The organism is Enterococcus sp. DIV0358 (assembly GCF_051713465.1).
Lineage (GTDB): Bacteria > Bacillota > Bacilli > Lactobacillales > Enterococcaceae > Enterococcus > Enterococcus faecalis.
Genome location: NZ_JBIOPX010000001.1, coordinates 1,146,702 through 1,172,767, shown reverse-complemented (window position 1 = coordinate 1,172,767; position 26,066 = coordinate 1,146,702). Strand labels below are relative to the sequence as shown.

Here is a 26,066-nt window from a genome sequence, read left to right as displayed (position 1 = left end):
CTCCTACACAAATCGGTTAGGATAGCGAATCGTCAAGCGGAAGTCGCTATCTTTGGCTTGAATATACAGCGGTTCATTGGGATATAGATAAAAATCGTTCATTGGTCGAATCATCGGTGCACCATTTTTTGTCAGATAAAAATTTTCAGTATCAATGATAATTTCCGAACGATCAAAGTCTCCTAAGTTAATTGTATCGTTCCGTGTTTTAATCCAAACACCACGTCCGGTTCCTGTTAAAATAATGGTCGGTTTGACTTTTAATCCTTCGACCGTAGGATAAATTTCAATTGGCCGAACTTCTTTGCCTAAATCCCCCATCGTGTAAGCCCGATTTTGAAAGGTAATCATGGTTGATCCCCAATAAGCCCCGCCTTCAATTAAAATTGGAAAATCAACTGCACCTGAGCCTGTATTCCCCATTAAGTAATTCGCTTGAAATGTAATGGTTGGCGAACCCCACATCACACTAGTCGCATCACTCCGTGTGTATTTATACGGATCAGAAAGCAATAAAGTAAAGGTGCCTGTTACTTGGTTAACACCTTCGGGTACATCACTCACTGAAGACTTACTGCCAAACCACAGCATTTCCGGTTCATCGTTAAACCAAATAGAAACGTCTTTTTCCGTAAACAAAGCAACGTTTAAATGATTAAATGCATCTCGAAACGCTTCATTATTCACAGCTGAAAGGCGATATTTGACTGTTAATTCTCGTTCTGGGATTCGCGCATAAACGTGACGTTTACCATCACGAATCCCTAATTGATAGCTTTCAATTTCGCTTGGAACTAATTCTCGTCCTGAAACTGATAATGTTTGATAGCCAGGGATGACTTTTTCTAAAAATTGGCCGTTAAAATTCAACGCTTCTGAAGGAAGAGGCGTTGAATGAGTTGCTTGATTGGTATCAACAAATTTATACATGTTATCCTCTCCTTCCTAAGCGGTTATTTTGTTTCACTTGTTGTCGTTGTAACTCCGTTGCTAAATAAGGCGCAGTAGTTGCTGCGACAACTTTTCCATCTAACGTTGACTCTACTGTCACAAATAATGGTCGATTGTATGCATCATTTTCTAAACGATGGTCAATCGTTGCTGTGAAGTTTCCTCGACCAGCTAAGTTCAAGGCAAAATCATTTAACAGCGGTAAGTCTAAAATAGAAGCCATTGCTCTACTAACGGCTGTTTCGCCTGCATAAATCCCCGTGGCAATCGTGCCGCCGAAATTCAATTTATGCAAATCAGATAAGGGACCTTCTTTTGCTGGTGAAAATGGTAAAAAGTTACGAATTTTACTGACGACCCCATCGATTGCTTCTTTGGCTTTTCCAATTGCACCTGTAATTCCATCAGCAATCATGCCGACAATATTCGCACCGGCATCGGTGAATTTTGAAAACCAACCTTGGATTGCTTGCCAAGCACCTTCAATTACAGAACCAATGGCATTTTTTACCTGATCGGCTGCATTGGTAACCCCATTTTTGATATTTTCAACTAACTGTCCGCCCGAAGCTAACAGTTGACCAAAATAAGAACCAATCTTCGTGATCATTTGTGAGATTAATGTTCCTGCTGCGGACAGCAAGGCACCCAATAGACTGAGTACACCATTAATTAAGGCTTGAATCAGTTGAATCCCAGCACTTAACAACTGTGGCAACGCATTGATTAACGCACCCATTAAAGCGGTAATGAGCGTAATTGCTGCAGTAACCAGTTGCGGTAAAATTGAAATAATCCCTTGGATCAAAGCCATTAGCAATTTGACGCCTGCGCTGATGATTTGTGGCAAGGCACCAATTAAGGCATTTACCAATGTCAAAATTAAGGTAATAGCTGCCGCAACTAAGGTTGGTAAAATCGAAATAATTCCTTGAATTAACGCCATTAACAATTTGACACCTGCGCTGATAATCTGTGGTAAGGCACCTATCAACGCTGTCACTAACGCTAGAATAATCGTCAGCGCTGATTGAATTAACTGAGGTAAAATCGTCATAATCCCAGTGATTAATGCCATCAAAATTTGTAAACCAGCAGTCAAAATCAACGGTAACATAGTAACAAATGCATTGAATAAGGCCGTGATAATTGAAACACCTGCTGTAACTAGCATTGGTAACGCTGTGACAAAAGCTGTCACTAATGTAGTGATGATATTAATCGCTGCAGTTGTAATTGTTGGCAAGGCGGTGACAATCGCATTAACTAAAGTCATTAATAAGCTCAAACCAACTTCTATCAACATTGGTAAGACTGTTGTAACCCCCTGAATCAACGTAGTAATAATTTGTGTTGCCGCTTCAATTAAGACTGGCAAATTGGCAACAATCGCACCAACAATTACCGTAATTAAACTAGATAACGCGGTTACGATGCTTGGAATAGCTTCTGTTATTTTCCCGAGAATACTGGTTAAGACGGTTGTAAAAAGTTGTATAACTTTCGGTAGATTAGCTGCCAGCATTGTTGTAACCGATGTAATCGTGTTACCTAAATTATCAAAGACTTGGGTAATACCACCCGCACTCAAATCACCGGTTTTCATCCAGGCCGTCACGAATGAAACAATCAAGGAAATAATTAGACCAAACGGCCCAGAAATTCCTAATGCAGCCAGTGCAACTTTTGTCAGAACTTTTACCAAAAGACCAACCGCTAAACCAGCTTTGTCAAAGGTGCCACCAAATTGCCCTAATAAGTTACTACCTAATTGCAAACCGCTGGCAAAAACGCCTGTTAGCACACGACCAATTGTTGAAAAAATAGTCGCCATTTTCTCTAAGCCTACTGCAAAAAATTGTTTAAAAACTGCCATTACTTGCTGAAAGGCCGGCTGGATCTGTTGTAGCAATCCTACCAATTTGCCAAACGCCGCTGAAACAGCTCCTTGAATGGCACTAGCTAAGCTATTGATACTATTTCTAAATGTTTCATTGGTTTTATAGAAATAAATAAACGCTGCTACAGCTGCTAAAACGGCTGCTACAATTAAAATTAATGGTCCTCCACTTAAGGCACTAAAACTAGCACTTAGTTTTGATAAGCCACCACCTAACTTCCCAATGTTTCCTTGTACAAGAGCCAAACCAGCACTAAACTGTTGAAATTTTTGCTGAGCCATCGTTACCATAATCAACATGGGCCCAATGGCGGCTAAAATGCCCATAATGGCAACAATAAAAACTTGGACGGGTTTTGGTAATTTGATAAACAAATTCACCAAAGCTGTAATGCCTTTAACGACTGTGATAACCACTTGAACCAAAATTTCCATTCCTGGAGCCATCACGCTTTGAATCACTTGTGCCGCCGCTTCAAATGATTGATTCATCTGAGTCAATGCCCCTTGCAACTCGCCTTGCAATGAATCAGAAATCCCTCCTGCACTAGCCATAATCAGTCCTTGCATTCCTTGAAATTCGCCACTGACCCCAGCACCGACGCCCATAGCTGTTTTTAAAACATTCAGCATAGGTAAGGAAACGGCACTAGTCATGGCCGTCCCAAAGCTCAGCATATTATTTTGTGCATTAGTAAAGCCATCAGTGGTTTCTTTCCCCGCTTTTTTAGCTGCTTCACCGGCTTGTTCAGCAGAATCTGTTAACGCTGTGTTCATTTGATCTGCTGCCTTTGCTGTTTCGTCTCCTGTTTTTTTCACTGTTTCTCCAGATTGTTGCATGACGGTTTTAAATGTGTTCATGACCGTGGCTGACTGATTGACACCCGCACTAATTTTCCCTAAATATCCACTTAATAAGGCATACTCACCGCTCATACTTTTTAATGCTTGTTGGACGCCTGCAAGGCTTTTCTTTGCCTCCGATAACGGCGTTTTTTCTTTGTCATTCTCCATCTACTCTCCTCCCTTCTCGATAGCGGCGTAGACGCTCTGCCACAGTGGCAAGTTGCGTTTTTTTCCGCTCATTTAATTTTGTTCGTTGTGGCTGGTTAGCTGCCAGAACTTCAGCAACTCGTTTTTCATAATCATAAAAACTTTTAAAGCTTTCAAAAACGGGTTTTCCTTTTTTATTTGTCGCTTGCGCTTTAACATTTAAGTAGGCAAGCTCGTGCCTTTTCCGCTCTTCATCTACTTCTGCTAAATTAAAAGCAATCATTCGTAATTCAAATTCAGACATGGTCATCCGGTCCACTTCTTCAAATGAACGACAGCCTAAGTAGCGAAAAGCAGAAAGAGCGATGTCGTGATACACGTCATCGCTCGTTTTAATTAGTTGGTCGCTTGCGTTTCTGCTTTCTTCGCTTCTTTGCTGAACTGATCGATCATTGGTTTTGTAAGAGGTTGCTTTCCCATTTCTTTAAGCAAATCATCTGAAAGTTTTTTGACATCTTGGGTCATTAACCATGCTTCAATTTCCGACTTACCTATTTTTAATTGCCCACTTTGTAAAGCTTCCATGATGTCAACTAAGATTACTGGATTGTATTGGCGTAAATAAATCATTGCTGAACTGATGCCCATGCCGAATTTGGCAGCGCCATTTTCAATTTGGTAACGTTTATCTAATTCGCGAATCGCGCCAATCGTAAATTTCACTTCAATTGTTTTTCCGTTAATCTCTAAATTCATTTTTTATCCTCCTAAAATTCAACACTTTTTGATTATTCGCCAGGTTGTGGTGCTTTCTCTGGAACGGTATCTTGGAACGCATATTGTGCTTCCGCAATAATATCTGCTTCTACTGTTGCAAAGCCATCTTGTGGCTTGCCATTAATAGAGGCTTCTGTTTCGATTTCTACTAATTCTTCTATATTGGCTGGTAAACTCCATGAATTTACATAACCTTGGGCATAAATTGCTGGATATTTACCTTCCGCATTTTTTTCACCTTTTAAATCAACGTCCCAAAATTCCATTAAGATGCCATCTTCAACTGCGTCTTTCATGTATAAATTTTCATCATCTCGAGAGGCTAAACCGCTTAACGATAACGTAACTTCTAAACCAGAAACAGCATTCGCAACGCCATCTTTTGTTTGCGTACCACTCGATTCACGTGAGAATTCCCATTCATGTTCAATTTGAAATAAGGGTTTCATTGCTTTCTTTGTCGCTGCTTCATCCAAGCGACGAACTAATAAAATACGGTCTTTTCCTTGCATAACTTCTCCCATTGATAATTCCTCCTAGTAAAATTGCATGTGTAATGGTAGTACAGCATGCCAAATTGTTTTTTTCATTTGTTTGGTATCTTTTACCATTTGTGCTTTGACTTCTTGATGTTTGATACCCCAATTAAAATGAGCCGTTCGTTTTAAATTACTGGTTGCCTGCCGTAAAATCGTTCCTTTAATTGTAGAAATTTGTTGTCGTTCAGATAACGCACCATAAACATGCATTATTAATTCAATTTCTCCCAAAATAGCTGATTTAGTTGGCTTAGGTAATTCTTTACTATCACCTAAGTAAACAAATGGCTGATCTGGTAAATCTGTCGGCAGTTCCTCTAGCAATAAAAATCCTGACGTCTGGCAGATTGCAACAAGGGCTTCATATAACTCTTGTTCCGCTTCATTCATTTTTAGCGCCACCTTTCCATTCAAAAAATTCAGGATTGGTTAACAAATTGGCTCTCTTCTAGTCAAAATGAAGGCTCTTGAAAGTAGCCGGCATTTTCTGCTCCTTCATAGCTGACACAAGAAAGCAGTCAAAATTATAGAATTCCGTGTCTTCATTTTTTTGGTTGCCTCACGTTTATCTATCTCTTTCGACACTATTAATTTACCATGTTGACACCTGAAAAAATTCCACGCTTTTTCCATGTCTACATCCCTAGTTCATCCGCCACCGCTTCAAAGAAATGATTTCTTAATTTATAGGCTTGGCTTTTACTAATAAATAATTGCTGGGCAAGTCCAATTAATGTTAAAGAGGGCCGTTTTTTCATATATAGTTCTTCAATAATCACGCGCGTTTGTTCATCCGCTTCAGCTAAACAATTTTTGATAATGTCTCGATTTCTCTCTAAGTTCCACAGACGACGATCCATAGCTATCGTAATCGCCATTCGTTCGGTCACTACAGAGTGAAGTCCTTGTCCTCTAATACCAGCATTTAAATCTGCTTCTTGATAAGGGTGCCGTAATTCTTCTTCCCGTTGACGGATATACTCATCTGTTTTATAAAAGTCTGCTAAAATATCTTTGATATAATTAAATGTTGACGTACGCATTGGTTAATCTCCTTTACTTTTATTCATTTAAAAGTGTTAATCGATAAATAAAATAACACTCTTTCGACATGTCTAAGCCGTGACGAATCGCTTCATCTGAATAACCGAGCCAAATTAAATAGAGATACTCGCTTTTTGTAAACGATGCGGCCTTGATGGATTGGATGGGTCTTGATTGATCCATCGACCAATTACCGATTGCTTGTCCTAATTCTTGAATTTCCTGCATAATAAGTTTATTTTTTTGACTTGCCCAATCGGGATATTGATTCATTAATTGTAAGAGTCGTTTTCTTTTTTGTGCTTTTTCGCTTTGTTGCTTTGAAATATCTTTAAATACAACGCTTTTCATTTCAAATAAATCTTTTTTACGTTTTGTTAAATTACTCATGTTTACGGCCTTCTCTTTCACCAATTAGATAACCTAACATCAGTGTCATTGTCCAAAAGATAAACCCAATAATAATTGTTAACATATTTATTTCACACTCCTCATTCGTTTGTCTGTTGTGTCTTTATATTGGAAAACATAGCCACTGGCGTGCTTCATTAGACGAGAAATAATGCGTGTTCCATAGGCCTCCACCAGTTGTTTCCCAGAAAAATTAGTAGTAAAAATAGTTGCTTTATTCTGTCTAGCTTCTAAAATTCGATTTAAGATGTCATTATTAAAATCCGTACTAACTTTATTTTTAATTCCTAATTCAGCACCTAAATCATCTAAGACTAAAACGTCTGCTTTTTTCATTCTAGTAATATAAGCTTGAGCCTTTGCTTGGCTTTTGGCCGATTCATTCATGGACATTTTTAGTTTTTCTAATAACTCAGAGTAGCTGACAAATAAACAATACTTTTGATATGCAGAGCGTTCTAAGACTTCAACTAAAATACTGATAGCCAAATGACTTTTACCGACACCAGGTTTCCCTGAAAAAATAACGTGAATTGGCTTTCCTTCAACAATCGCTGAAACTGCTGCTAAGGCCCGTTCTTTTGCTTGTCTTGTTTCTAATTCAGTGGTTTGGTAATTGGTTAAGCGACATTGCCGTAGCGCATCATCAGCAATTAAGGACCCTTGATGAAAAAATTTTTGTGTACGCGCTATAAAACTCTCTTGAGAACGTTGTTGAGTGGCTTCTTGTTCATGTTTTTTTAGCATTTTATACCCACACGACCAACAAGTTGGGGCACAACGTTCTGTGCCATCTTTATTTTTTTGTTGCCAAACATATTGTTCACTGCCACATTCAGGACAACGGTCTTCAACTTTTTCTAACAATTGACTCAATAGTATTTGAAAAGTTTGATCTGTCGCATGCATACTGATTTCCTCCTTTCTTTAAAAACCTAACTCTTGATATTCTTCTGTCATTTGCGGCGCGTGCTCCGACACTTGTTTTTTATCATTTACCAGAACTTCATGTACGGATAAATAATTTTGTTGCTCCCAACTTTTCAAAATAGCATTTACATAGCCGTAATTCCGTTTATTTCGATCGACGGCAATTCCTAAAGCATGCAAGATTAATTGGCATGCTTCCTCTTGGCTAGACCCTTTTTGTATAAAATCTTGCAACCAATACTTAAAATCTTGGCTTGTTTTTGAGGCCAGTGTACCAAAGCCGTTTTCCTCATAAAAATGATAAATCATCTTCAAACAATCGTTTTCTGAACTACTACCTTGACTCTGACCTAACTTAGACTGGACTATGCTTTCCTGCGGTAACCGTTGGTAGTCAGCTGGTTGACCACTGACAGACGATTCTGCTTTAAACGTATAAGCTTTGCTATTTTTTTCAACAATCTGATTTTTCTCTTCTTGATACAAGGTTGGTTTGTAACGATCACTGCGAATATAATTATGAATTTTCCAATGTTTGATAACGATCACACCACTTTCAAATACTAGAATAAATTTTTTAACCATTAGCAATTTTAGATCGTCTTCCCCACAACCAACCATTCGCTGCAATTTTTTGGGATTATTGATAAATCCATCATCATCGGCACGCATCGCTAAATGAAAATACAGAGCCTGACTTGATAAGGGCATATCTAAAAACGCATCACTATCAATAATCGTTTTTGCAAACATGCGTCGTTCTGCCAATCCGCTTCTCTCCTTTTGACTAAATTATTGTTACTCTGTTAGTAATTCCATGAGGCCAATCATACCAATCACGATGGCCCCAATTTTTATTGAGACACTGCTTATTAATAAAATAATTGCTAAAAGTAACATATCCGACAACGTTTTTTTATAGTTCTGACTCATTTCTTCACCCTTTCTAGAAAAATACGGTTTTCCGAACAAAGTGTTCAAAAAAATAGTTCAGTTAACCGAACATTTGAATGGCTCTATCTTAGCACCAAATATTTTCACTGTCAACTCATAAGTTCGGTTTTATGAACCGCTAATTTTAATTGCGATTGTTACTTGCCTTCTCCAAACAGATATAGTATACTTTGAGGCAATAGGAGGTTCGGAAATATGAACATTTTTGCTGTCCGTTTAAAAGAGGCTTTAACAGCCAAGAACATCAAACCTAGTGAATTAGCGAAAAAAACTGGCATCGGTAAATCTTCGATCAGCGATTGGCTAGCTGGTCGTTACGAAGCAAAACAAGACAAAGTTTATCGCATTGCAGATGCATTAGACATTAATGAGGCCTGGTTGATGGGACAAGAAGTTCCCATGGAAAAAAATGCCTCAACTATCGACCGCATTTATAAAAAATTAGAACCCCAACGACAAGCCATCGTTTATCAATTTGCCGAACAACAATTACACGAACAACAAACGCAAGCAGAAATTCTCTCATTCCCTCGCCGTGACGAAATGACACTGGCTGCCCACGCTGGGGATCCAGAAAAGATATTTTCAAAAGAAGAAATCGAGAAAATTCACGATTACTTGGATGAAATTGATGCCAAATATCAACAATCGATTTCTTCTGACAAAAAAGAGGATTAACTTCCCATCTACTCTTTTTATTAAGTAATGGCAGGTGAATGGTAAAGTGAATGATTATGAAAAACTCGTCAGTTCCATTCAAAAGGATGTGACGGTTTTAGAAATTGATTTATACAATCAAACAGGTTGTTATGGGTTGTATCGAAATGGCAAAATTTATATTGAAAAAACATTGAGTACCCGTCAAAAGAAGAACATTTTAGCCGAGGAATACGGGCATTATCAAACATCCGTTGGCACTATTTTAAATCAAAATTGTACAGAAAATCGGAAGCAAGAGTTGAAAGCCCGTAATGTGGCCTTAGAGCAATTAGTTACATTAGACGATTTAATTCGTTGCTCTGAAGCTGGCTTAAGCAACCATTATTCTTGTGCTGAATTTTTGGAAATCGATGTTGAAACATTAAAAAATGTGATTACGTACTATCGACAAAAGTATGGCGCCACTTATCTTTATAAAGGACGGATTTTTGAATTTAGGGATTATTCTGTGATGGTATTAAATACTGGGTTAACTTAAAAAGCATGGAACAAAATCAATAAGGATTTTGTTCCATGCTTAAAAGTATTCTGGAAAATTCAAGAGCGGTTTTTGTACCAATGGTTAATATGTCCAACGCCAAGCATAAGATTGGGGACAAGTATAAGGACGAATATAAATGACGGCCAAAATCCGATGAACTGAATAATATGTTTCCGCATACTATGTAGTACAAAGAAGAAAAGAAAAAAGTACAGGGAACTCTTGCCTGAACCCATTTCTTTTAAATAACGATCTCCATTTTTATAGAAAACAACAATTCTTTTCATCTTTGCACCTCCATGACTATTTTATCAAGAAATCATGAAAAGAAAAAGCACACCATTCGTCTGGTGTGCTTTTTCTTTTTAATTATTCACCTTGATTCAACTTACGAATCAACTCATCAATGTGATTTCCGTATTGGACAGATTCGTCTCTTTCAAAAATCAACTCTGGTGTTTTATACAAGGTTAACCGTTGTCCTAATTCTTTACGAATCAGTCCTTTGGCTTTGTCTAAGCCTTGTTGAGCTTTTTGTTGTTCGGAAGCTAAATCAGATAACAAGCTGTAATAAATCGTTGCTTGTTGTAAATCACCGGTCACACGAACATCTGTAATAGTGATGCCTTGGACGCGTGGATCTCTGATGCGTTTGTTCAAGATATCATTCACTTCACGCATGATTTCTTGACCTACACGACGGTCACGATAATTTGCCATAGTGTCTTCCTCCAATTACTAAAATTATTGTTTGATTTCTTCCATAATGAAGCCTTCAATCGCATCATCTACACGTAAATCATTGAAGTTTTCAATCATAGCGCCACATTCAAAACCAAGTTTGACTTCTTTCACGTCATCTTTAAAGCGTTTCAAGCTTGCTAATTTACCTTCATAAATAACAATACCATCACGAATGACACGCACGCCACTATCGCGGCGAATAAAGCCTTCTGTAACATAACAGCCAGCGATTGTGCCAACTTTAGATACTTTGTACAATTCACGAACCGTCATTTGACCCGTAATTTTTTCTTCAAATTCTGGATCTAATAACCCTTTCATCGCTGTTTCGATTTCTTCTAGGGCTTTATAGATAATACGGTGTAAACGAATATCAACTTCTTCTTGTTCTGCTTGTTGTTTTGCTTGTGGTGTTGGGCGAACGTTAAAGCCGATAATAATCGCATTACTTGCTGCAGCTAAAGTTACGTCGCTTTCATTGATGGCCCCAACTGCCGCGTGAACAATTTTCACACGAACGCCTTCTACATCAATTTTTTGTAAACTTGCTGAAACGGCTTCGGCAGATCCTTGTACGTCTGCTTTGACAATGATATTAACTTCTTTTAATTCGCCTTCTTTTAGACTTTCAAATAAGTTATCCAATGTCACACGGCTACTTGCTGAACGTTGTTCAAGCAACGCACGTTTAGCCCGTTCTTCCCCTGCTTGACGTGCTGTTTTTTCATCTTCAAAGACTACAAAACGATCACCCGCTTGAGGAACATCATTTAATCCGGTAATTTCCACAGGAGTTGCTGGTCCTGCTTCTTTATCACGGCGGCCCATGTCATTGGTCATCACACGAACACGTCCGTAAGTATTACCAACAACGATTGGATCACCAACATGTAAAGTTCCTTGTTGAACGAGTAATGTCGCAACCGGACCTTTACCTTTATCCAAGCGCGCTTCAATCACTGTTCCAATTGCTTTTTGCGTTGGATCAGCTTTTAAGTCTTCTACTTCAGCAATCAATAAAATATTTTCCAATAGCTCATCAATGTTTTGATTGAATTTCGCTGAAATATTGACGAAAATCGTATCTCCGCCCCACTCTTCAGGAATTAATTCATGTTCACTTAATTCTTGTTTCACATGATCAGGGTTCGCACCAGGCTTATCAATTTTGTTAACTGCTACAATAATTGGCACTTTTGCCGCTTTGGCATGGTTAATCGCCTCGATTGTTTGTGGCATTACTCCATCGTCCGCTGCAACAACTAAGATGGTAATATCAGTGATGCTGGCACCACGCGCGCGCATACTTGTAAAGGCCGCATGTCCTGGTGTATCTAAGAACGTAATTGGTTTGCCATCAATATCTAACTGATAGGCACCAATATGCTGCGTGATACCGCCTGCTTCACCTGAAGTCACACGAGAATGGCGCAATGTATCTAATAATGTTGTTTTCCCGTGGTCTACGTGTCCCATGATTGTGACAACAGGGGGACGTGTAGTTAAGTTTTCTTCAACAACTGCTTCTGGTTCGAAGAATTTATCAATGTCCGCAATATCAACTTGAACTTTTTCTTGCGGTTCCATGCCATAGTCCACAGCTAATAATTCAATTGTATCTTTATCTAAGGCTTGGTTTTGGTTAACCATGACACCCATCATAAATAATTTTTTGATGATTTCCGCTGGTTCGCGGTGGATTTTTTTCGCAATATCCGCCACGTTCATACCTTCTGTATATTCTAAAACATCTGGTAATTCACGGAATTTACGTGCTGGTACTGCTGGCTTCGCTGATTCTTGTTGATGTTTGCCTTTTTTCCCTTTTTTATTGAAACGATTGCGGTTTTGGTTATTAAAGTTATTCCGGTTATTACGATTTTGACCGCCACCAAAATTGTTGTTACGGTTTTGGCCGCCACGATTTTGGTTGTTCCCGCCATTGTTATTTTGGCTGGTCCGATTTTGATTCGTTGTAGAACCGTTATTGTTTTGGGTATTGCGGTTTTGATTGTTTGTATTTGTTTGATTGCTACGGTTTTGTGTGTTGCTTTGGCCGTGACGATTTTGGTTATTTCTTTGTTGTCCATTCGTTGATTGATTGTTTGGACGATTTTGATTATTTCTTTGTTCACCAGGTTTATTGTTCATTGGTTTCTTATTGGCTGGTTTATTTTGTGTTGTTTGTTGCTTTTGGTTGTTTGTTGCTTTTGATTGAGTATTTACGGTACTTCCTCCTCCGAATGCTTGACGAAGCTTTGTTTCTTGCTCGGAACTAATTGCGCCCATATGGTTTTTAACATCCATACCTAATTGATGCGCTTTATCGACAACGTCTTTGCTTGCTTTATTCATTTCTTTTGCTAGTTCATAAATTCTTTTTTTTCCCATGCAATCACCTTCCTAACCTTTTAGTAATTCCTTGATTTTGGTGGCAAATCCTGCATCAGTTACTCCGATAACCATTCGTGGTCGCCCAATCGCTTGGCTGAGCTCGAATTGACTGAACAGTTCGCTAACAGGAACATTATAATAAGAACTTTTGTCCTTGATTTTCTTTCTAGTATTCTCACTGGCATCTTGCGCAACAAACACAAATTTCGCTTTGTTTGCACGAATATCTTTAAGGGTTAATTCCTCGCCTGTGACTAATTTACCGGCGCGCATTGCTAAACCTAAAAGGTTCAAAATTTTGGTTTTATTTTCCATCGCCAAACAACTCTTTGCGGGCTTTTTGATGTGTTACATAATCCAATAGTTCTTGATAAAATTCATCACTTAATTTTGTTTCTAAGACACGATCAAGAATTTTTTTATCCCAAGCTTTTTGGACTTCCGCAGGATCCAAATCAACGTAAGCGCCACGTCCAGGTAATTTACCAGTTGGATCTAAGGCCACTTCGCCTTCTTTGGAGCGAGTAATTCTGACTAATTCTTTTTTCGGTTTCATTTCGCCTGAAACAACCGATTTACGCATTGGAATTTTTCTCTTTTTCATTTTTTCACCCTCCAAAAACGTTATTCTTGTTCAGGTAATTCTTCTGTAATTTCTGCTTCAACAACTGCTTCTTCAGCAGCCAAGTTTTCGTAATCATCTGCCGTCATATCTGAATGGATAATTGCTTCATCCATTTCTTCTGCAACTTCGGCAACTTCTTGATTGGCTTGTTGTTCATAAAATTCAGCCATATCAGATTCTGATTTGATATCAATTTTATGGCCCGTTAATTTAGCAGCTAAGCGCGCATTTTGACCACGTTTACCAATTGCTAATGACAATTGATAATCAGGTACAACAACTGTACATGCTTTGCTATTTTCTGGATCAAAAATAACATCTAATACTTGAGCTGGATTCAAGGCATTACTAATATAAATAGCTGGATCTTCGTTCCATTCCACAATATCCATATTTTCGCCTTTTAATTCATTCACAATCGCTTGGACACGTTGGCCTTTTGGACCAACACAGGTACCCACTGGGTCAATATTAGGATCTGTTGAACGAACGGCTACTTTTGAACGATCGCCAGCTTCACGAGCGACACTTACGATTTCAACAATTCCATCATAAACTTCTGGAATTTCTTGTTCAAAAAGACGTTTTAATAAATCTGGGTGACTACGGCTTACAAAAACTTGTGGGCCTTTTGATGTGTTTTCAACACGTGATACGTAAACTTTAATCCGATCATGCGGTTGGTAAAATTCATTTGGCATTTGATCTTGTTTTGATAAGACTGCTTCGATTTTACCCAAGTTTACATAAATATAACGACGATCTTGACGTTCAACAATTCCTTGCATGATGTCATTTTCATATTCGCTAAATTCATTATAAATAATTGTTCTTTCTGCTTCACGGACACGTTGTAAAATTACTTGCTTTGCTGTTTGGGCAGCAATTCGGCCAAAGTCTTTTGGTGTAACTTCAAAACGAATTTTGTCGCCGATTTCATATGCACCATTTAATGCAACGGCATCTTTTAATGAAACTTCCAATTGTGAATCAAATACTTCTTCTGTTACTTCTTTGACAGCATACACGTGAATATTGCCTTTTTTTGGTTCAAATTCAACTTCGACGTTGCTTGCTTGTCCATAATGTCTTTTATATGCAGAAACTAAAGCTGCTTGTAACGCTTCAATCACCGTATCTTTAGGAATCCCTTTTTCAGCTTCTAATACGTCTAATGCATTTAACATTTCTTTGCTCATTGTTTTTCTTTTCCTCCTATGGATTCGTTAAAGCTGAACGAGTGGTTCTTCTTCCAAGGGAAAAACTTCTCGTTAAAACTTGTCACAGGCCTAGCTAAAAGTAAAACTTTTAGTGGACCCTTTTTTACCTTCGAGTCTGTTGATTAAAATTGAATGGCTAAACGAGCTTTTGCGATATTTTTACGTTCAAAAGTCATTTCCTTCACTCTGGTTTTAATTTTTACACTTAATGTTAATTGTTCTGAATCAAGATGGACTAAGGTACCCTCAATCTGTTTTTCTCCATCAACTGCTTGATAAAGAGAAATATGAATGTACTTACCTACCGCTTGTTCATAATCGCTTTCTTTCTTTAACGGACGTTCTGCTCCCGGAGAAGAAACTTCCAGAAAGTACGCTTGCGGAATTGGATCTGGATCCATTGCATCTAGTTTTTCACTTAATTTTTCGCTGACAAAGGCACATTCCTCAATATCAATGCCACCTTCTTTATCGATAAATACTCGTAAAAACCAATTTTTTCCTTCCTTAACAAACTCTACTTCCACAAGTTCAAAATTTTGTTCTTCTAAGATTGGTGTGACTAACTTTGTTACAGTTTCCACAGCACTACTCAAAATTTTCGCCTCCTTCGAGATTGATGTAACGAACCGTGTCCTGATGACTTTTCCATCAAAAAGAGTGAGCAGAAATCCGCTCACTCCCAACTAGTATCATTACGCTAAAGATAGTATAGCACAGAACCACTCCAAACTCAAATGAACAAGCTAAATCTCTCGAAATTTGCACATTTTGTCTCGATTACTGAAACTATCTAAGCGATTATTTTTTCGTTTTAAAATAGATAAATACTCCTTGAATCAAAAGAAGGCTACCTAAGAAAAGAAACGCGTTTTCTTTTGTTTCTCCTGTTTTTGGCAATTCCTTATTATGAACCGCCTGTTTTTCAATGGTTATTGAAGTAGTTTCTGTGGTTGAATTCGTGGTAGTATCTGTTGTCCCACTCGTTGGTGGTGTGGTACTTTCTATAGGTTCTTCTGGCGTATAGTGATTAGTAAATACTTGACCTCCATCATACTGAGTAGTCGCCACAAGATTTCCTAAAAGTGCCTCGACGGTTACTTGAACTTGAAGATTATGCGTATCGTAGGAAACACCTGCCTGTCGCGTGTTTACTTCCCGAATGGTGTATTGATAGTTTCCAGGAGTTTCAAAGGTTAATGGTGAAAATTGAATTTTCCCTAAAGTATCGTTACTAACCGTTTCTAGTACTGTACCTTTCTCATCTAACAATTCAAATTGAAATTCAGCATCCTTCAGTGGTTTTCCTAAAAGAACTTTTCCAGCTAAAAATGAAGCAGCGACTGGTTGATATGAAATCTTATGATTCACAACAGTTTTCAGTGCAACTAAGTTTTTATCAAAGTCTTCAGGTGTTATTGAAATCTTGTTTTGCGAAAGCTGGTAACCGGTAGGTGCTTTGGTTTCTACTAAAGTATAGTTATCTTTTAACAAGCCTTTAACAATCGCTGTTCCGTTTTGATCTGTTGTGATTTTGGCCACTGTTTGATTGGTTGAGTTACGAATGAGTTCAAACTCTGCACCTGCTAAACGCTGGCCTGCTTCATCTTCTTTATGAATTTCAACAACATATTGTTCACCATTGGCTTCTCCACCACCCGTTTGTGAGACACGACTCACTTCGACTTCTTCCACCACCGTTTGATTTTCTGTTAATTTTGCATAATTTGTGAAGGTTTCACCTTTTTCGGGAAGATGATCGATTTTGGTTTTATAAGTGATACGATATTCGTTAGTCCCAATATTGCCAAAATGCACCGAAAAATTGCGGTCACCAGGACCATACTGGACAGCCAACTGACCAGTTATATCTTCCTCTGGCGTGAACTGCCAAATAGCATTTCCATCCAGTGTCCATTGTCCTCGTTCAATTTTCATAGTGTCTTTGATATAACTTAAACTTGCTGTTTTTAGCACATCTTCCACTTCTAAATCAGTATACGTTTGCCCTGTTGGATTAATCCGTAGTACATTGTAAATTTCGGTTGGATCGTCTTCGATAAACCACGAATACTTGCTAAATTTTTCGTTAACATCATCGCCTTCACCTTGGTAATCAAGATCGCCAGCAAATATTTTTTCCCCTTCAACCGTGACGTAAATAGGAATCTTGGATTCATTTTCGACATTTTCGAAATCAATCAAACTTGTAAAATATAAAGACCCACTAATATTGGCATGGTTTTCTACGTAATCTGTATACGTTAACGTGACCGTTTTATTTGCTACATCGGTCTGTGCGATTGCAACCACAGCACCTGTATCATCTACTACATTAAAGGTCATATTTTTCTCGAGACGTAGCTCTTCGGGCAAAGTAATCACACTCGTATCCCCACTATTAACGGTATTATCCGGTAAGTTGAACTCAATTCGGAGGTAGATGTCTGTATATTGATTAATAGTCCCAAGTGGGTTTCCCTCTTTGTCCGTTAGTTGAATCGCTGTCACAATGTTGCCCACTTGTTTACGCGGTACTACGTTTGGCGTAGCAGAAATTTGATTGGTTTCACTGGTACTAGTTGGTTCCGTTTGTGCATATCCTGTTTCAAGTTTCAGAAAAGGCGTTATCAGCATCGACAAAAGAATGAAAAACATTCCCCAATAGACAAAACTTCTTTTTTTCATTTTTATTCAATCCTTCCTACCTAAAATAATTGGTTAGGTTTATACTATCAAGGATTAACTAGGTACAAGTGTTTTTATTTTTCCCAACGATAAAAAACAAAAAACACCAAACCAAAATAATTTTGGCTCGGTGTTTTGCTCCTAATGTCTTTTCTTATAAAACCATAATTGAACTTTTTCAGAAATGGTTGATAAATGTTGGAAAGTTGAGTCTGCTGCAAAGAAAAGAATGGCTAAAAGTAACAAGGCTGTTGGCGATACCGAAGTTAACGAGAACAAGTTTTTCATGGAAATACTTGTAATAACCATTCCGATTAAACAGCCAATCATTACGCGCTTGCGGTAACGATTCATTGGTGAACTAATTTTATAAAGAACCATAAAGCCGACTGAAACTAGCAACAATGTTGCAGTCGTTGAAATGTCCGTTTTTTGAAGTGCAAGAATATCACCACAAATTAGTAAAGCACCGACTACTAACATATCCGTTAACCCACCAGGAATTGCTTTTGATAACACATTGAAAAGAAATTTCCCTTCAATGCGACGATGATTTGGTTCCAAAGCTAGAAATGTCGAAGGAATCCCAATTGTAAATAAACTAATCAATGTGACTTGTGTCGGTTGTAAAGGATATGTCACGGCAAAAATCATAGCAAAGACAGACATCAGCAAGGAGAAAATATTTTTTACAAGGAATAAACTTGAAGAGCGTTCAATGTTATTAACTACTTGGCGGCCTTCAAAGACAACCTCCGGCATCGTTGAAAAATCAGAATCCAACAACACAACTTGCGAGGCTTGTGCTGTAGCTTGATTTCCTGAAGCCATGGCAATACTACAATCTGCTTCTTTCATGGCTAAAATATCATTGACTCCATCCCCTGTCATCGCCACTGTATGATCTAATTTTTTCAACAATAATACAAATTGTTTCTTTTGTTCTGGCGTGACACGACCAAAAACGGTGTATTTTTCTAAAGCTTCTGTCTGGGCTTCCATTGTAGTTAATGTTCGCGCGTCCACATAATTTTCAGCACCAATAATGCCTGCCGCTTGTGCTACATTGGATACTGTTAAAGGATTATCGCCAGAAATGACCTTAATAGCCACATTTTGTTCAGCGAAATATTCAAAAGTTGCTTTAGCTTCTTTACGAATCGGATTCCAAAGAAGAATGTAGCCAAGAGGTTGAACCTCTGCTGTCAACGTTTCCTGAAATTCTCCTAAATACTTTCCGAACACCAATAAGCGATAGCCTTGACTTGTATAATGTTCCACTTCAGATTGATACATTTCATAATTGTCTCTCAAAATCATCTCTGGCGCCCCAAGAATATACGTCGCTTCCGGGAAAGTCACGCTACTAAATTTTTCGACAGACGAAAACGAGGTATAGCTAACGGCTTCCCTCTGATTATTAGTAACAAAAAATTCTTTCATCGCTTTCATCGTATCGTTGTCAGCTGACATTGTTCGACAAAAATCGCCAATTAATTTTTCGACATTGGTTAAGTCTGTACCATCATTTTCGATACTCACCACAGGAACCAACTCTTGGACTTCCATCGTGTTTTCAGTAATTGTTCCTGTTTTATCTACACATAACACATCGACACGTGCTAAGGATTCGATACTTTTCATGTTGTGCAATAAAACGCCGCGCTTCGCTAAGCGCATTGTGCTGGCAGCTAATGCAACGGTTGTTAAAAGGTACAACCCTTCTGGAATCATCCCAATCAAGGCAGCTTCCATGGAGACAATGCTGTCATGAAGCCCTTGATGGTTGATGAAATAACTTTGGAAAAATAGAACACAGCCGATTGGAATAATAATAATCCCTACCCATTTCACCAAACGGTTAATGGAACCGACCATCTCTGATTGTTCCCCTTTTTTAATTGATTTCGCTTCAAGCGTCAATTGATGAACATAGGCCTCAGCGCCAATTTTATCAATTCTTGCATAACAAGAACCTGACACAATAAAGCTACCTGACAAAAGTTGGCTATCTGCTACTTTGGTAATCTCATCAGATTCCCCAGTTAACAAGGATTCATTCACACGGACTTCACCAGATAAGACAATTGCATCCCCAGAAATCTGTTCACCCGATTTAAAGAGCACCACATCATCCAAAACCAGCTCATCTGGCGAAATTTCTTGTTCTTGGCCATCTCTCACAACGGTTACTTTTGTAGCGTTTAGAATATTTAAGCTATCTAATACTTTCTTCGACTTAATTTCTTGGTAAATTCCAATGACCGTATTAATGATTACTACTGGCAAAAAGGTCATATTTTTATAAGATTGTACCAGCATTAATAACACGCCTAGTACCACAAAAATTAAGTTGAAATACGTAAATATGTTATTAATAACAATCTGTTTCGTTGTGATAAACTCTGTATCGACGGCGGCATTGACTAAGCCTTTTCGCTTTCTTTCTTCAACTTGTGCGGCCGTCAAGCCTTGTTTATCATCTGGATAATAGCGTTCCGCGTTAGCAGTCACTGCTATTGGTTCATTTTCTTGCATTTCTTTTTTTCTTCTCAAACACATCACCCCTTGTTCTAGTCGACTCTTTCATCGTCTCCTTCTCTCCCACAGTATAGCACTGAATAAAAATTTAGATAACAACTAGCGCCCAACTATAGAAAAAAATTATACATTTCCTAAACATTGTCATTTTCAGGAACAAGCTAACGCAAAACCTTTTCATTTACTTGTTTTTCCTTTACTATAGTAAAGAAGAAATATCAAGAAATGAGGAACAATTGATGGCACAGAATCACGTAATTAAAGTTAGTAAAAAAACATTAGCAGAGATGACCACTGTTTATCAACCCAATCGTTTAAATAAAACGGTCCCTTATACTGTCTTTGTGGCCAAGGTTGGCACCACTACCATCACTGCTTATCAATCAGGTAAAGTCATGTTTCAGGGACCTCAAGCTGAAAAAGAGGCCGCTCGTTGGGAAGGAACGAGTACCACACCACAGAAAAAAGTGTCCCCCCAGACTACAACGCTGCCTGCTGATTTTGGCAACTGGTCTGTGATAGGTTCCGATGAAGTCGGTAATGGTAGCTATTTTGGTCCAGTAACTGTCTGTGCTGCCTATGTTGACAAAAGCATGATTAGCAAACTAAAAGCATTAGGTGTTCGTGATTCCAAAGAATTAACCGACCCACAAATTATTCAATTGTCACATGTCATTAAAGAACTGATTCCTTACAAGTTATTAATCGTTGAACCCAAAAAATACAATGAGATCCAACCAAACTACAATGCTGTACACATGAAAGTCGCTTTGCATAACCAAGCGATTTATCTGTTGCTGCAAGAATTGGCTCCCACAAAGCCAGAAGGGATTTTGATTGACCAGTTCACCCCTGAAAATAACTATCGGAAATATGTTCGTAATGAAAAAAATCAAGTCACTGAAAAATTGTTCTTCGTCACTAAAGGAGAGCAGTATCATGTTGCTGTTGCTGCCGCCTCTATTATTAGCCGCGCTGCTTTTTTAGAAGAGTTAGACAAAGAATCTGCAGAATTGGGTTTCTCTGTGCCCTCTGGTGCTGGCAGCAAATCAGACCAAGTAGCCGCACGTATTTTGAAAAAAGGCGGCCTAGACTTATTAGCCAATTACGCGAAGCTGCATTTCGCAAACACCCAAAAAGCCCAAAAGTTACTATAAAATAAACACCAAGCAAAAGTCCCAATGCCGATTAGCGGCGCTGGGACTTTTGCTTGGTGTAAAAAATTATTTTTCAATTTCGATAAATAGGACTTTTAAGTAATTACCTTCTGGAAAATTAGGATTCACTTGAAAGTCTGCCGGTAATTGATACGTGTCCGTAATCTTGTAACGGACATTTTTCTCTTGCAAGGCAGTAATCACCATTTTTTGATATTTGGCTAAGGATAAATTTGCCGCATTGGTTGAGGCAATAAGCGTTCCCTTATCCGCTAAAATATCAATAGAATCTTTCACTAGCTCCCCATAATTTTTAGCAACGGAAAAAACTTTCTTTTTGTTACGAGCAAAACTTGGCGGATCCAAAATGATCATGTCATAGCTCAAGCCTTTACGTGAAGCATATTTAAAGTAGTCAAAAACATCCATGACAATAATCTTTTGCGGGGCAAGATTTAAATGATTGACTTCAAATTGCTCAGTCGTTTTCGGTAAGCTTCGTTTAGCTAAATCCACACTAGTGGTGGCCACGGCACCCCCCATAGCGGCAGCTACTGAAAAAGCACCTGTATAACTAAACATATTTAAGACTGTTTTACCTACTGCAAAACCATCTACTAATCGACCACGAACTTCTTTTTGATCTAAAAAGATGCCTGTCATTAATCCTTCGTTTAAATAGGTAGCAAATTGAACGCCATTTTCAGTGACAAGTAATGGCTCGGGTGCTTGTTCGCCATACAAAAACTGTGATTCTGGTAAATCTTTTGTGGAAAAGCGAATCTTTTCGTAGGCACCAATAATGTCAGGGTAAACTGTGCGAAACGCCGTCAAAAGTTCGGCTTTTTTCTGATAAAGGGTTTCATTATACCATGAAAAAACGGCGTAATCTGCATAGCGATCGATGATTAGACCCCCAATGCCATCCCCTTCTCCATTAAATAATCGATAAGCGGTTGTCAGCGAATCCTTTTCAAAAGACGTCCGCTTCTCACGACTTATTTCAAAAAGTTGCTGAAAAAAAGATTGATTAATTGGTCCATGCCATGACAGCAACCAACCAATTCCTTTATTTTGTTCGCCTAAATATCCTTCAGCTAAGCGCTGGCCTTTACTATCAATCAAAGTAAGCCAATCTGTTGGTAACTGCGCTGGCACTTGTTGCAAATCTTCTTTCTGAATTAAAGGATATCCTTTTTTAAATTTATGTTCTGCTTTTTTAGTTACTTGAAGTTTCATTCTGTACACCTACTTTTCAAAGTCCTATCTAGTATAGCAAAAAAAGGCCCATCTGTCTTTAAAGGATTCAAGCTTCACGTCATTTAACGAACTAAAAAGTTTAAGGAAATAGTAAGTTTTCTTTAACATCACCATTCCTCACTTCGGTAAGAATTGACATAAAATTTGTGAAAGAGTAAAATTAAAGCGATATTGTAAAATACGAAATTTACCTAATTTTACTTTTATAGAATCATCGTTTAGAAAGGACGTTTATTTTGAAAAAATTATTTAAAACAAATATTTTGAACACGCGACTGGGGTTATTCTCGCTAATCGCCATCTTACTGTGGCTAAAAAACCTCTTTGCGTACGCCGTTGATTTCCATTTACGTTTGGAAAATATTAACGAGTATTTCATACTCTTAATTAATCCAATTGCCACAACGGTCTTTTTATTAGCCATCGCTTTGTATGTTCGCCGTAAAAAAGCTTCTTATATTACAATGATGATTATTTACTTCTTGATGAGTTTACTGCTCTTCTCAAATGTCGTGTATTATCGAGAATTTACTGACTTCATCACAGTTAATACGATGCTTGGTGCTGGCAAAGTAGCTAGCGGTCTTGGCGAAAGTGCCTTACGTCTCTTTAGACCTTATGACGTCATTTATTTCTTAGACTTCATTATTATTGGCGTATTATTATTAACGAAAAAAATTAAAACAGATGCGCGTCCAGTCCGCGCACGTGTAGCAGTCTCTGTCACACTCCTTTCTGTTGTCTTTTTCTTATTCAATCTATTTATGGCTGAAACAGAACGTCCCCAATTATTAGGACGTCAATTCTCTCGTGACTATATCGTGAAATTCTTAGGCTTAAATGCCTTTACCGTATACGATGGCATTACAACTTACCAAACAAACCAAGTCCGTGCCGAAGCTAGTGCTAACGATATGAAACAAGTTGAAGATTACGTGAAACAACAATATGCGGCACCCGATGATAGTAAGTTTGGTATTGCAAAAGGCAAAAATGTAATTTATATCCATTTAGAAAGTTTCCAACAATTTTTAGTTAATTACAAATTAAAAGATGAAAATGGCGTAGAACACGAAGTCACACCATTTATCAATAGTCTTTACAATAGTAAAAGTACCTTTAGCTTTGATAACTTCTTCCACCAAGTTGGTCAAGGAAAAACAAGTGATGCCGAAACGTTACTTGAAAATTCACTATTTGGTTTAGACCAAGGTTCACTCTTTACACAAGTTGGTGGGAAAAATACGTTTGAAGCAGCACCCGATATTTTAAAACAAACGCAAGGTTACACTAGCGCTGCTTTCCACGGAAATGCCGGTAACTTCTGGAATCGAAATGAAACCTATAAACGTTTAGGCTATGACTATTTCTTTGATGCTAGTTATTATGATGTTAATTCAGATAACTCATTCCAATATGGGTTACACGATAAACCATTCTTTAATCAATCCGTTCAATATTTAGAACATTTACAACAACCGTTCTATTCTAAATTTATTGCTGTATCCAATCATTATCCTTATTCTCAATTTACAAACGATGAAGCAGGATTCCCAATTGCAAAAACCTCTGACGAAACAATTAATGGTTATTTCGCAACAGCGAATTATTTAGACAAAGCGGTAGAAGAATTCTTTAACTACTTGAAATCTTCAGGTCTCTATGAAAACTCAGTCATTGTTCTTTATGGCGATCACTATGGGGTTTCTAATTCAAGAAACCAAAACTTAGCAGAATTAGTAGGTAAAACCAAAGCAGATTGGAACGATTTTGACAACGCCAATATGCAACGTGTTCCTTATATGATTCACGTTCCTGGTCAAGAAAATGGCGGTGTGAACCATACGTATGGCGGCCAAGTTGATGCCTTACCAACCCTTCTACACTTGCTTGGTGTCGATACGAAAAACTACATTCAGTTAGGCCAAGATTTATTCTCTAAACAACACAATCAAATCGTTGCTTTCCGCAACGGCAATGTTGTAACACCTAAATATACTATTTTAGGTTCTAGCATTTACGATACTAAAACAGGCACTTTAATTACAGAGCCAACCGAAGAAGTTAAGAAAGAAGTCGCTGATTTAAAAGCCAAAGCGACGAAACAATTAGAAACGTCTGACCAAATTACTAACGGTGACTTGCTTCGTTTCTATACCAATAGCGGCTTAAAACCAGTTAACCCAGAAGACTATGATTACAAGAACCAATTGCAACAACTGGAAGCAATTGAAAAAGAAAAAGGTGAAAAATCAACGAGTGTTTACAGTAAAAACAATAATAAATCAACCGTTGATGAATATCACACTGACAGTTATCAAGGCTATCAAAAAACTGGTAAATAAATCTTCAAAAAGCTTGAGCAATTTGCTCAAGCTTTTTTGCTACTTTTTCATAATTAATTCATATTATTTCACTATACTAAAGATAGTTTAGAGAGGTGAAAGTTGATGAGAAGTGTCCGTTACGCTACAGCTAGTAGTTTTTATCATAAAAAAATCACGTTAATCACTGCACTCTTCTTCTTCCTGTTCTCTTTCTTATTGACTGGGCTGTTTAACTTGATTGATTTTGAAAAAGAGTTTTTACGAACGATGCCAGACTTTGTCGATATTGAAAAACAAACTAGTTACCATTACCAACTGATTCAATACTATTGGCACCTCTATCTAGGTAGTGTCATTTTCTTTGGTGTTACTTTTCTTCTGTTGATGTATGTGACACTACGCATAAAAAAGGAAGAAATACATACATGGTATCACATGCACTTTTCAAATATGTATGTCACCAAACAGCTCTTACTAGAATTGTGTTTACCGGCTCTATTAGGAATTTTCAGTTTTTTACTTTTCACTTTAATGTTTCAAGAAACGTATAATACTGTTCTTTGGGCTGCTCGTGATGCTATTTTACAGTGGTCTCATTTGGAAACTCCAGCATTTTTAGCTAAAAGTACCGACCAGGATGTCACGATTACAAATATCCAGCATTTAGGGATTCAAACGATCCAAGCATTTTCTTTTGATTTTAAAAGTATGCAGTCACTTTATACAATCCGTAATTGCTTTGTTAACTGCTTAATCTTGCTTGGCATTCCTCTTGTTTGCGGGACTCCTTTCACGTTGATTTATTTACGCACACATAAGAAATAAGGGAGGGATTTTCTATGAATGTCACACCATCATTCAAAAAAACAACCGAAAAAAAATCCTCATTCGACGCGTTAGCTTTGCGAGAAGTTTATGGAATCATTTATTCTGCTCCAGAACAAGAACTCGCATTGGCCGATTTTTTCCAAACAAATCAACTAACCATTACTAGGCTTTCTTCTAGTGAAACCTTTCTGCCCTACTTGCCATTAGAAGAAAATTTATTTATCGCTAGTACAATCAAAGAACGGGATCGAAAAGTAGTTCTAGCCGAAGCTTTCCAGGTGTTCCAATTAGAACCTGCCTTACTTGGTCGTTCCTTTACTTCTTTTACGACTTTTGAAAAAATTAAAATGCGCATAATACAACTTTTGCTTTCAAAAACAAGTACGTTAGTGATTGATGACATCTTTTCTTCATTAACGATTGGACAACGTCAAGAAATTTTACCTCAATTAAAAATAGCAGTTCAAAAAAGAAACAAGCGCTTGCTATTTCTGACAAAAGATCCACAAATTATTGATAGTCCCTATGTGCACCCCCTGTCTCTACATGCGTTATTAAACTAAAGAAAACGTCTGGCACTGA

General features: G+C 37.9%; 26 protein-coding genes. 6 read left to right on the top strand and 20 right to left on the bottom strand.

Features of this window, described 5'->3' with window-relative positions:
* Window positions 1-3: 3 nt before the first annotated feature.
* The 11 genes from IGK70_RS05840 to IGK70_RS05790 all read right to left on the bottom strand — a co-directional run bounded on the left by IGK70_RS05840 (window position 4) and on the right by IGK70_RS05790 (window position 8,526).
* Complete coding sequence (locus IGK70_RS05840; RefSeq protein ID WP_002365553.1) at window positions 4-930, bottom strand: distal tail protein Dit; 927 nt, start codon at window positions 928-930, stop codon at window positions 4-6.
* Window position 931: 1 nt separating this feature from the next.
* Window positions 932-3,865, bottom strand: a complete 2,934-nt coding sequence (locus tag IGK70_RS05835) for a phage tail protein (protein WP_104855711.1) — start codon at window positions 3,863-3,865, stop codon at window positions 932-934.
* The gene (locus IGK70_RS05830) at window positions 3,855-4,223 is read right to left on the bottom strand and encodes a hypothetical protein (RefSeq protein WP_002361692.1); all 369 of its coding nucleotides are present in this window, start codon (window positions 4,221-4,223) and stop codon (window positions 3,855-3,857) included. Before IGK70_RS05830 ends, IGK70_RS05835 begins: the two co-directional genes overlap by 11 nt.
* A gap of 17 nt (window positions 4,224-4,240) precedes the next feature.
* Window positions 4,241-4,600 (bottom strand): tail assembly chaperone, encoded by a 360-nt coding sequence (locus IGK70_RS05825; RefSeq protein WP_104855710.1) that lies wholly within the window; start codon window positions 4,598-4,600, stop codon window positions 4,241-4,243.
* 32 nt (window positions 4,601-4,632) lie between these two features.
* Complete coding sequence (locus tag IGK70_RS05820) at window positions 4,633-5,145, bottom strand: phage major tail protein, TP901-1 family (RefSeq protein WP_220421773.1); 513 nt, start codon at window positions 5,143-5,145, stop codon at window positions 4,633-4,635.
* A 12-nt stretch (window positions 5,146-5,157) separates the two neighbouring features.
* Entirely contained in the window at window positions 5,158-5,574 is a 417-nt protein-coding gene (locus IGK70_RS05815; protein WP_002382237.1) for a hypothetical protein, read from the bottom strand.
* 221 nt (window positions 5,575-5,795) lie between these two features.
* A complete protein-coding gene (locus IGK70_RS05810) occupies window positions 5,796-6,203 on the bottom strand; it encodes a RinA family phage transcriptional activator (RefSeq protein ID WP_002360491.1) in 408 nt (135 codons plus the stop codon).
* A 19-nt stretch (window positions 6,204-6,222) separates the two neighbouring features.
* Window positions 6,223-6,615 carry a hypothetical protein gene (locus IGK70_RS05805; RefSeq protein WP_002360492.1) on the bottom strand — a complete coding sequence of 131 codons (393 nt, stop codon included), beginning with the start codon at window positions 6,613-6,615 and terminating at the stop codon, window positions 6,223-6,225.
* A gap of 66 nt (window positions 6,616-6,681) precedes the next feature.
* Window positions 6,682-7,524, bottom strand: coding sequence for an ATP-binding protein (locus IGK70_RS05800; protein WP_104874305.1), 843 nt, complete (start codon window positions 7,522-7,524; stop codon window positions 6,682-6,684).
* Between the two features lie 18 nt (window positions 7,525-7,542).
* Window positions 7,543-8,298, bottom strand: a complete 756-nt coding sequence (locus IGK70_RS05795) for a DnaD domain protein (RefSeq protein ID WP_162783035.1) — start codon at window positions 8,296-8,298, stop codon at window positions 7,543-7,545.
* A 45-nt stretch (window positions 8,299-8,343) separates the two neighbouring features.
* Complete coding sequence (locus IGK70_RS05790) at window positions 8,344-8,526, bottom strand: hypothetical protein (protein ID WP_104855707.1); 183 nt, start codon at window positions 8,524-8,526, stop codon at window positions 8,344-8,346.
* A 168-nt stretch (window positions 8,527-8,694) separates the two neighbouring features.
* Between IGK70_RS05790 and IGK70_RS05785 the strand changes: the two genes are divergently transcribed.
* On the top strand, window positions 8,695-9,177 hold the full coding sequence (locus IGK70_RS05785) for a helix-turn-helix domain-containing protein (protein WP_002361687.1): 483 nt from the start codon (window positions 8,695-8,697) through the stop codon (window positions 9,175-9,177).
* A 34-nt stretch (window positions 9,178-9,211) separates the two neighbouring features.
* On the top strand, window positions 9,212-9,697 hold the full coding sequence (locus IGK70_RS05780; protein WP_002382232.1) for a toxin: 486 nt from the start codon (window positions 9,212-9,214) through the stop codon (window positions 9,695-9,697).
* 372 nt (window positions 9,698-10,069) lie between these two features.
* Here IGK70_RS05780 and rbfA read toward each other — a convergent pair whose 3' ends face one another.
* The 8 genes from rbfA to IGK70_RS05740 form a co-directional block, all read right to left on the bottom strand.
* Window positions 10,070-10,420: a 30S ribosome-binding factor RbfA gene (rbfA, locus tag IGK70_RS05775; RefSeq protein WP_002360497.1), complete on the bottom strand. Its 351-nt coding sequence runs from the start codon at window positions 10,418-10,420 to the stop codon at window positions 10,070-10,072.
* A 24-nt stretch (window positions 10,421-10,444) separates the two neighbouring features.
* Window positions 10,445-12,835 carry a translation initiation factor IF-2 gene (gene infB, locus IGK70_RS05770; RefSeq protein ID WP_016617232.1) on the bottom strand — a complete coding sequence of 797 codons (2,391 nt, stop codon included), beginning with the start codon at window positions 12,833-12,835 and terminating at the stop codon, window positions 10,445-10,447.
* Between the two features lie 12 nt (window positions 12,836-12,847).
* Window positions 12,848-13,153 (bottom strand): YlxQ-related RNA-binding protein, encoded by a 306-nt coding sequence (locus tag IGK70_RS05765; protein ID WP_002357860.1) that lies wholly within the window; start codon window positions 13,151-13,153, stop codon window positions 12,848-12,850.
* Window positions 13,143-13,442, bottom strand: a complete 300-nt coding sequence (rnpM, locus tag IGK70_RS05760) for an RNase P modulator RnpM (protein WP_002363794.1) — start codon at window positions 13,440-13,442, stop codon at window positions 13,143-13,145. Before rnpM ends, IGK70_RS05765 begins: the two co-directional genes overlap by 11 nt.
* Window positions 13,443-13,462: 20 nt before the next feature.
* Window positions 13,463-14,662: a transcription termination factor NusA gene (gene nusA, locus IGK70_RS05755; RefSeq protein ID WP_002357862.1), complete on the bottom strand. Its 1,200-nt coding sequence runs from the start codon at window positions 14,660-14,662 to the stop codon at window positions 13,463-13,465.
* A 143-nt stretch (window positions 14,663-14,805) separates the two neighbouring features.
* The gene (gene rimP, locus IGK70_RS05750; RefSeq protein ID WP_002357863.1) at window positions 14,806-15,279 is read right to left on the bottom strand and encodes a ribosome maturation factor RimP; all 474 of its coding nucleotides are present in this window, start codon (window positions 15,277-15,279) and stop codon (window positions 14,806-14,808) included.
* 205 nt (window positions 15,280-15,484) lie between these two features.
* Window positions 15,485-17,371 (bottom strand): Ig-like domain-containing protein, encoded by a 1,887-nt coding sequence (locus tag IGK70_RS05745; RefSeq protein WP_104874304.1) that lies wholly within the window; start codon window positions 17,369-17,371, stop codon window positions 15,485-15,487.
* 141 nt (window positions 17,372-17,512) lie between these two features.
* A complete protein-coding gene (locus tag IGK70_RS05740) occupies window positions 17,513-19,933 on the bottom strand; it encodes a cation-translocating P-type ATPase (protein ID WP_104855706.1) in 2,421 nt (806 codons plus the stop codon).
* Window positions 19,934-20,151: 218 nt separating this feature from the next.
* Between IGK70_RS05740 and rnhC the strand changes: the two genes are divergently transcribed.
* On the top strand, window positions 20,152-21,069 hold the full coding sequence (gene rnhC, locus IGK70_RS05735; RefSeq protein WP_002390139.1) for a ribonuclease HIII: 918 nt from the start codon (window positions 20,152-20,154) through the stop codon (window positions 21,067-21,069).
* 66 nt (window positions 21,070-21,135) lie between these two features.
* Here rnhC and IGK70_RS05730 read toward each other — a convergent pair whose 3' ends face one another.
* Window positions 21,136-22,308 carry a class I SAM-dependent rRNA methyltransferase gene (locus IGK70_RS05730; RefSeq protein WP_104855705.1) on the bottom strand — a complete coding sequence of 391 codons (1,173 nt, stop codon included), beginning with the start codon at window positions 22,306-22,308 and terminating at the stop codon, window positions 21,136-21,138.
* Window positions 22,309-22,565: 257 nt separating this feature from the next.
* Here IGK70_RS05730 and IGK70_RS05725 point away from each other — a divergent pair, with 257 nt between their 5' ends.
* The 3 genes from IGK70_RS05725 to IGK70_RS05715 all read left to right on the top strand — a co-directional run bounded on the left by IGK70_RS05725 (window position 22,566) and on the right by IGK70_RS05715 (window position 26,047).
* Window positions 22,566-24,674, top strand: coding sequence for an LTA synthase family protein (locus IGK70_RS05725; RefSeq protein WP_002357869.1), 2,109 nt, complete (start codon window positions 22,566-22,568; stop codon window positions 24,672-24,674).
* A 105-nt stretch (window positions 24,675-24,779) separates the two neighbouring features.
* On the top strand, window positions 24,780-25,481 hold the full coding sequence (locus tag IGK70_RS05720) for a hypothetical protein (RefSeq protein ID WP_002360505.1): 702 nt from the start codon (window positions 24,780-24,782) through the stop codon (window positions 25,479-25,481).
* Window positions 25,482-25,495: 14 nt separating this feature from the next.
* On the top strand, window positions 25,496-26,047 hold the full coding sequence (locus IGK70_RS05715; RefSeq protein WP_002360506.1) for a hypothetical protein: 552 nt from the start codon (window positions 25,496-25,498) through the stop codon (window positions 26,045-26,047).
* The last annotated feature ends 19 nt before the right edge of the window (window positions 26,048-26,066 follow it).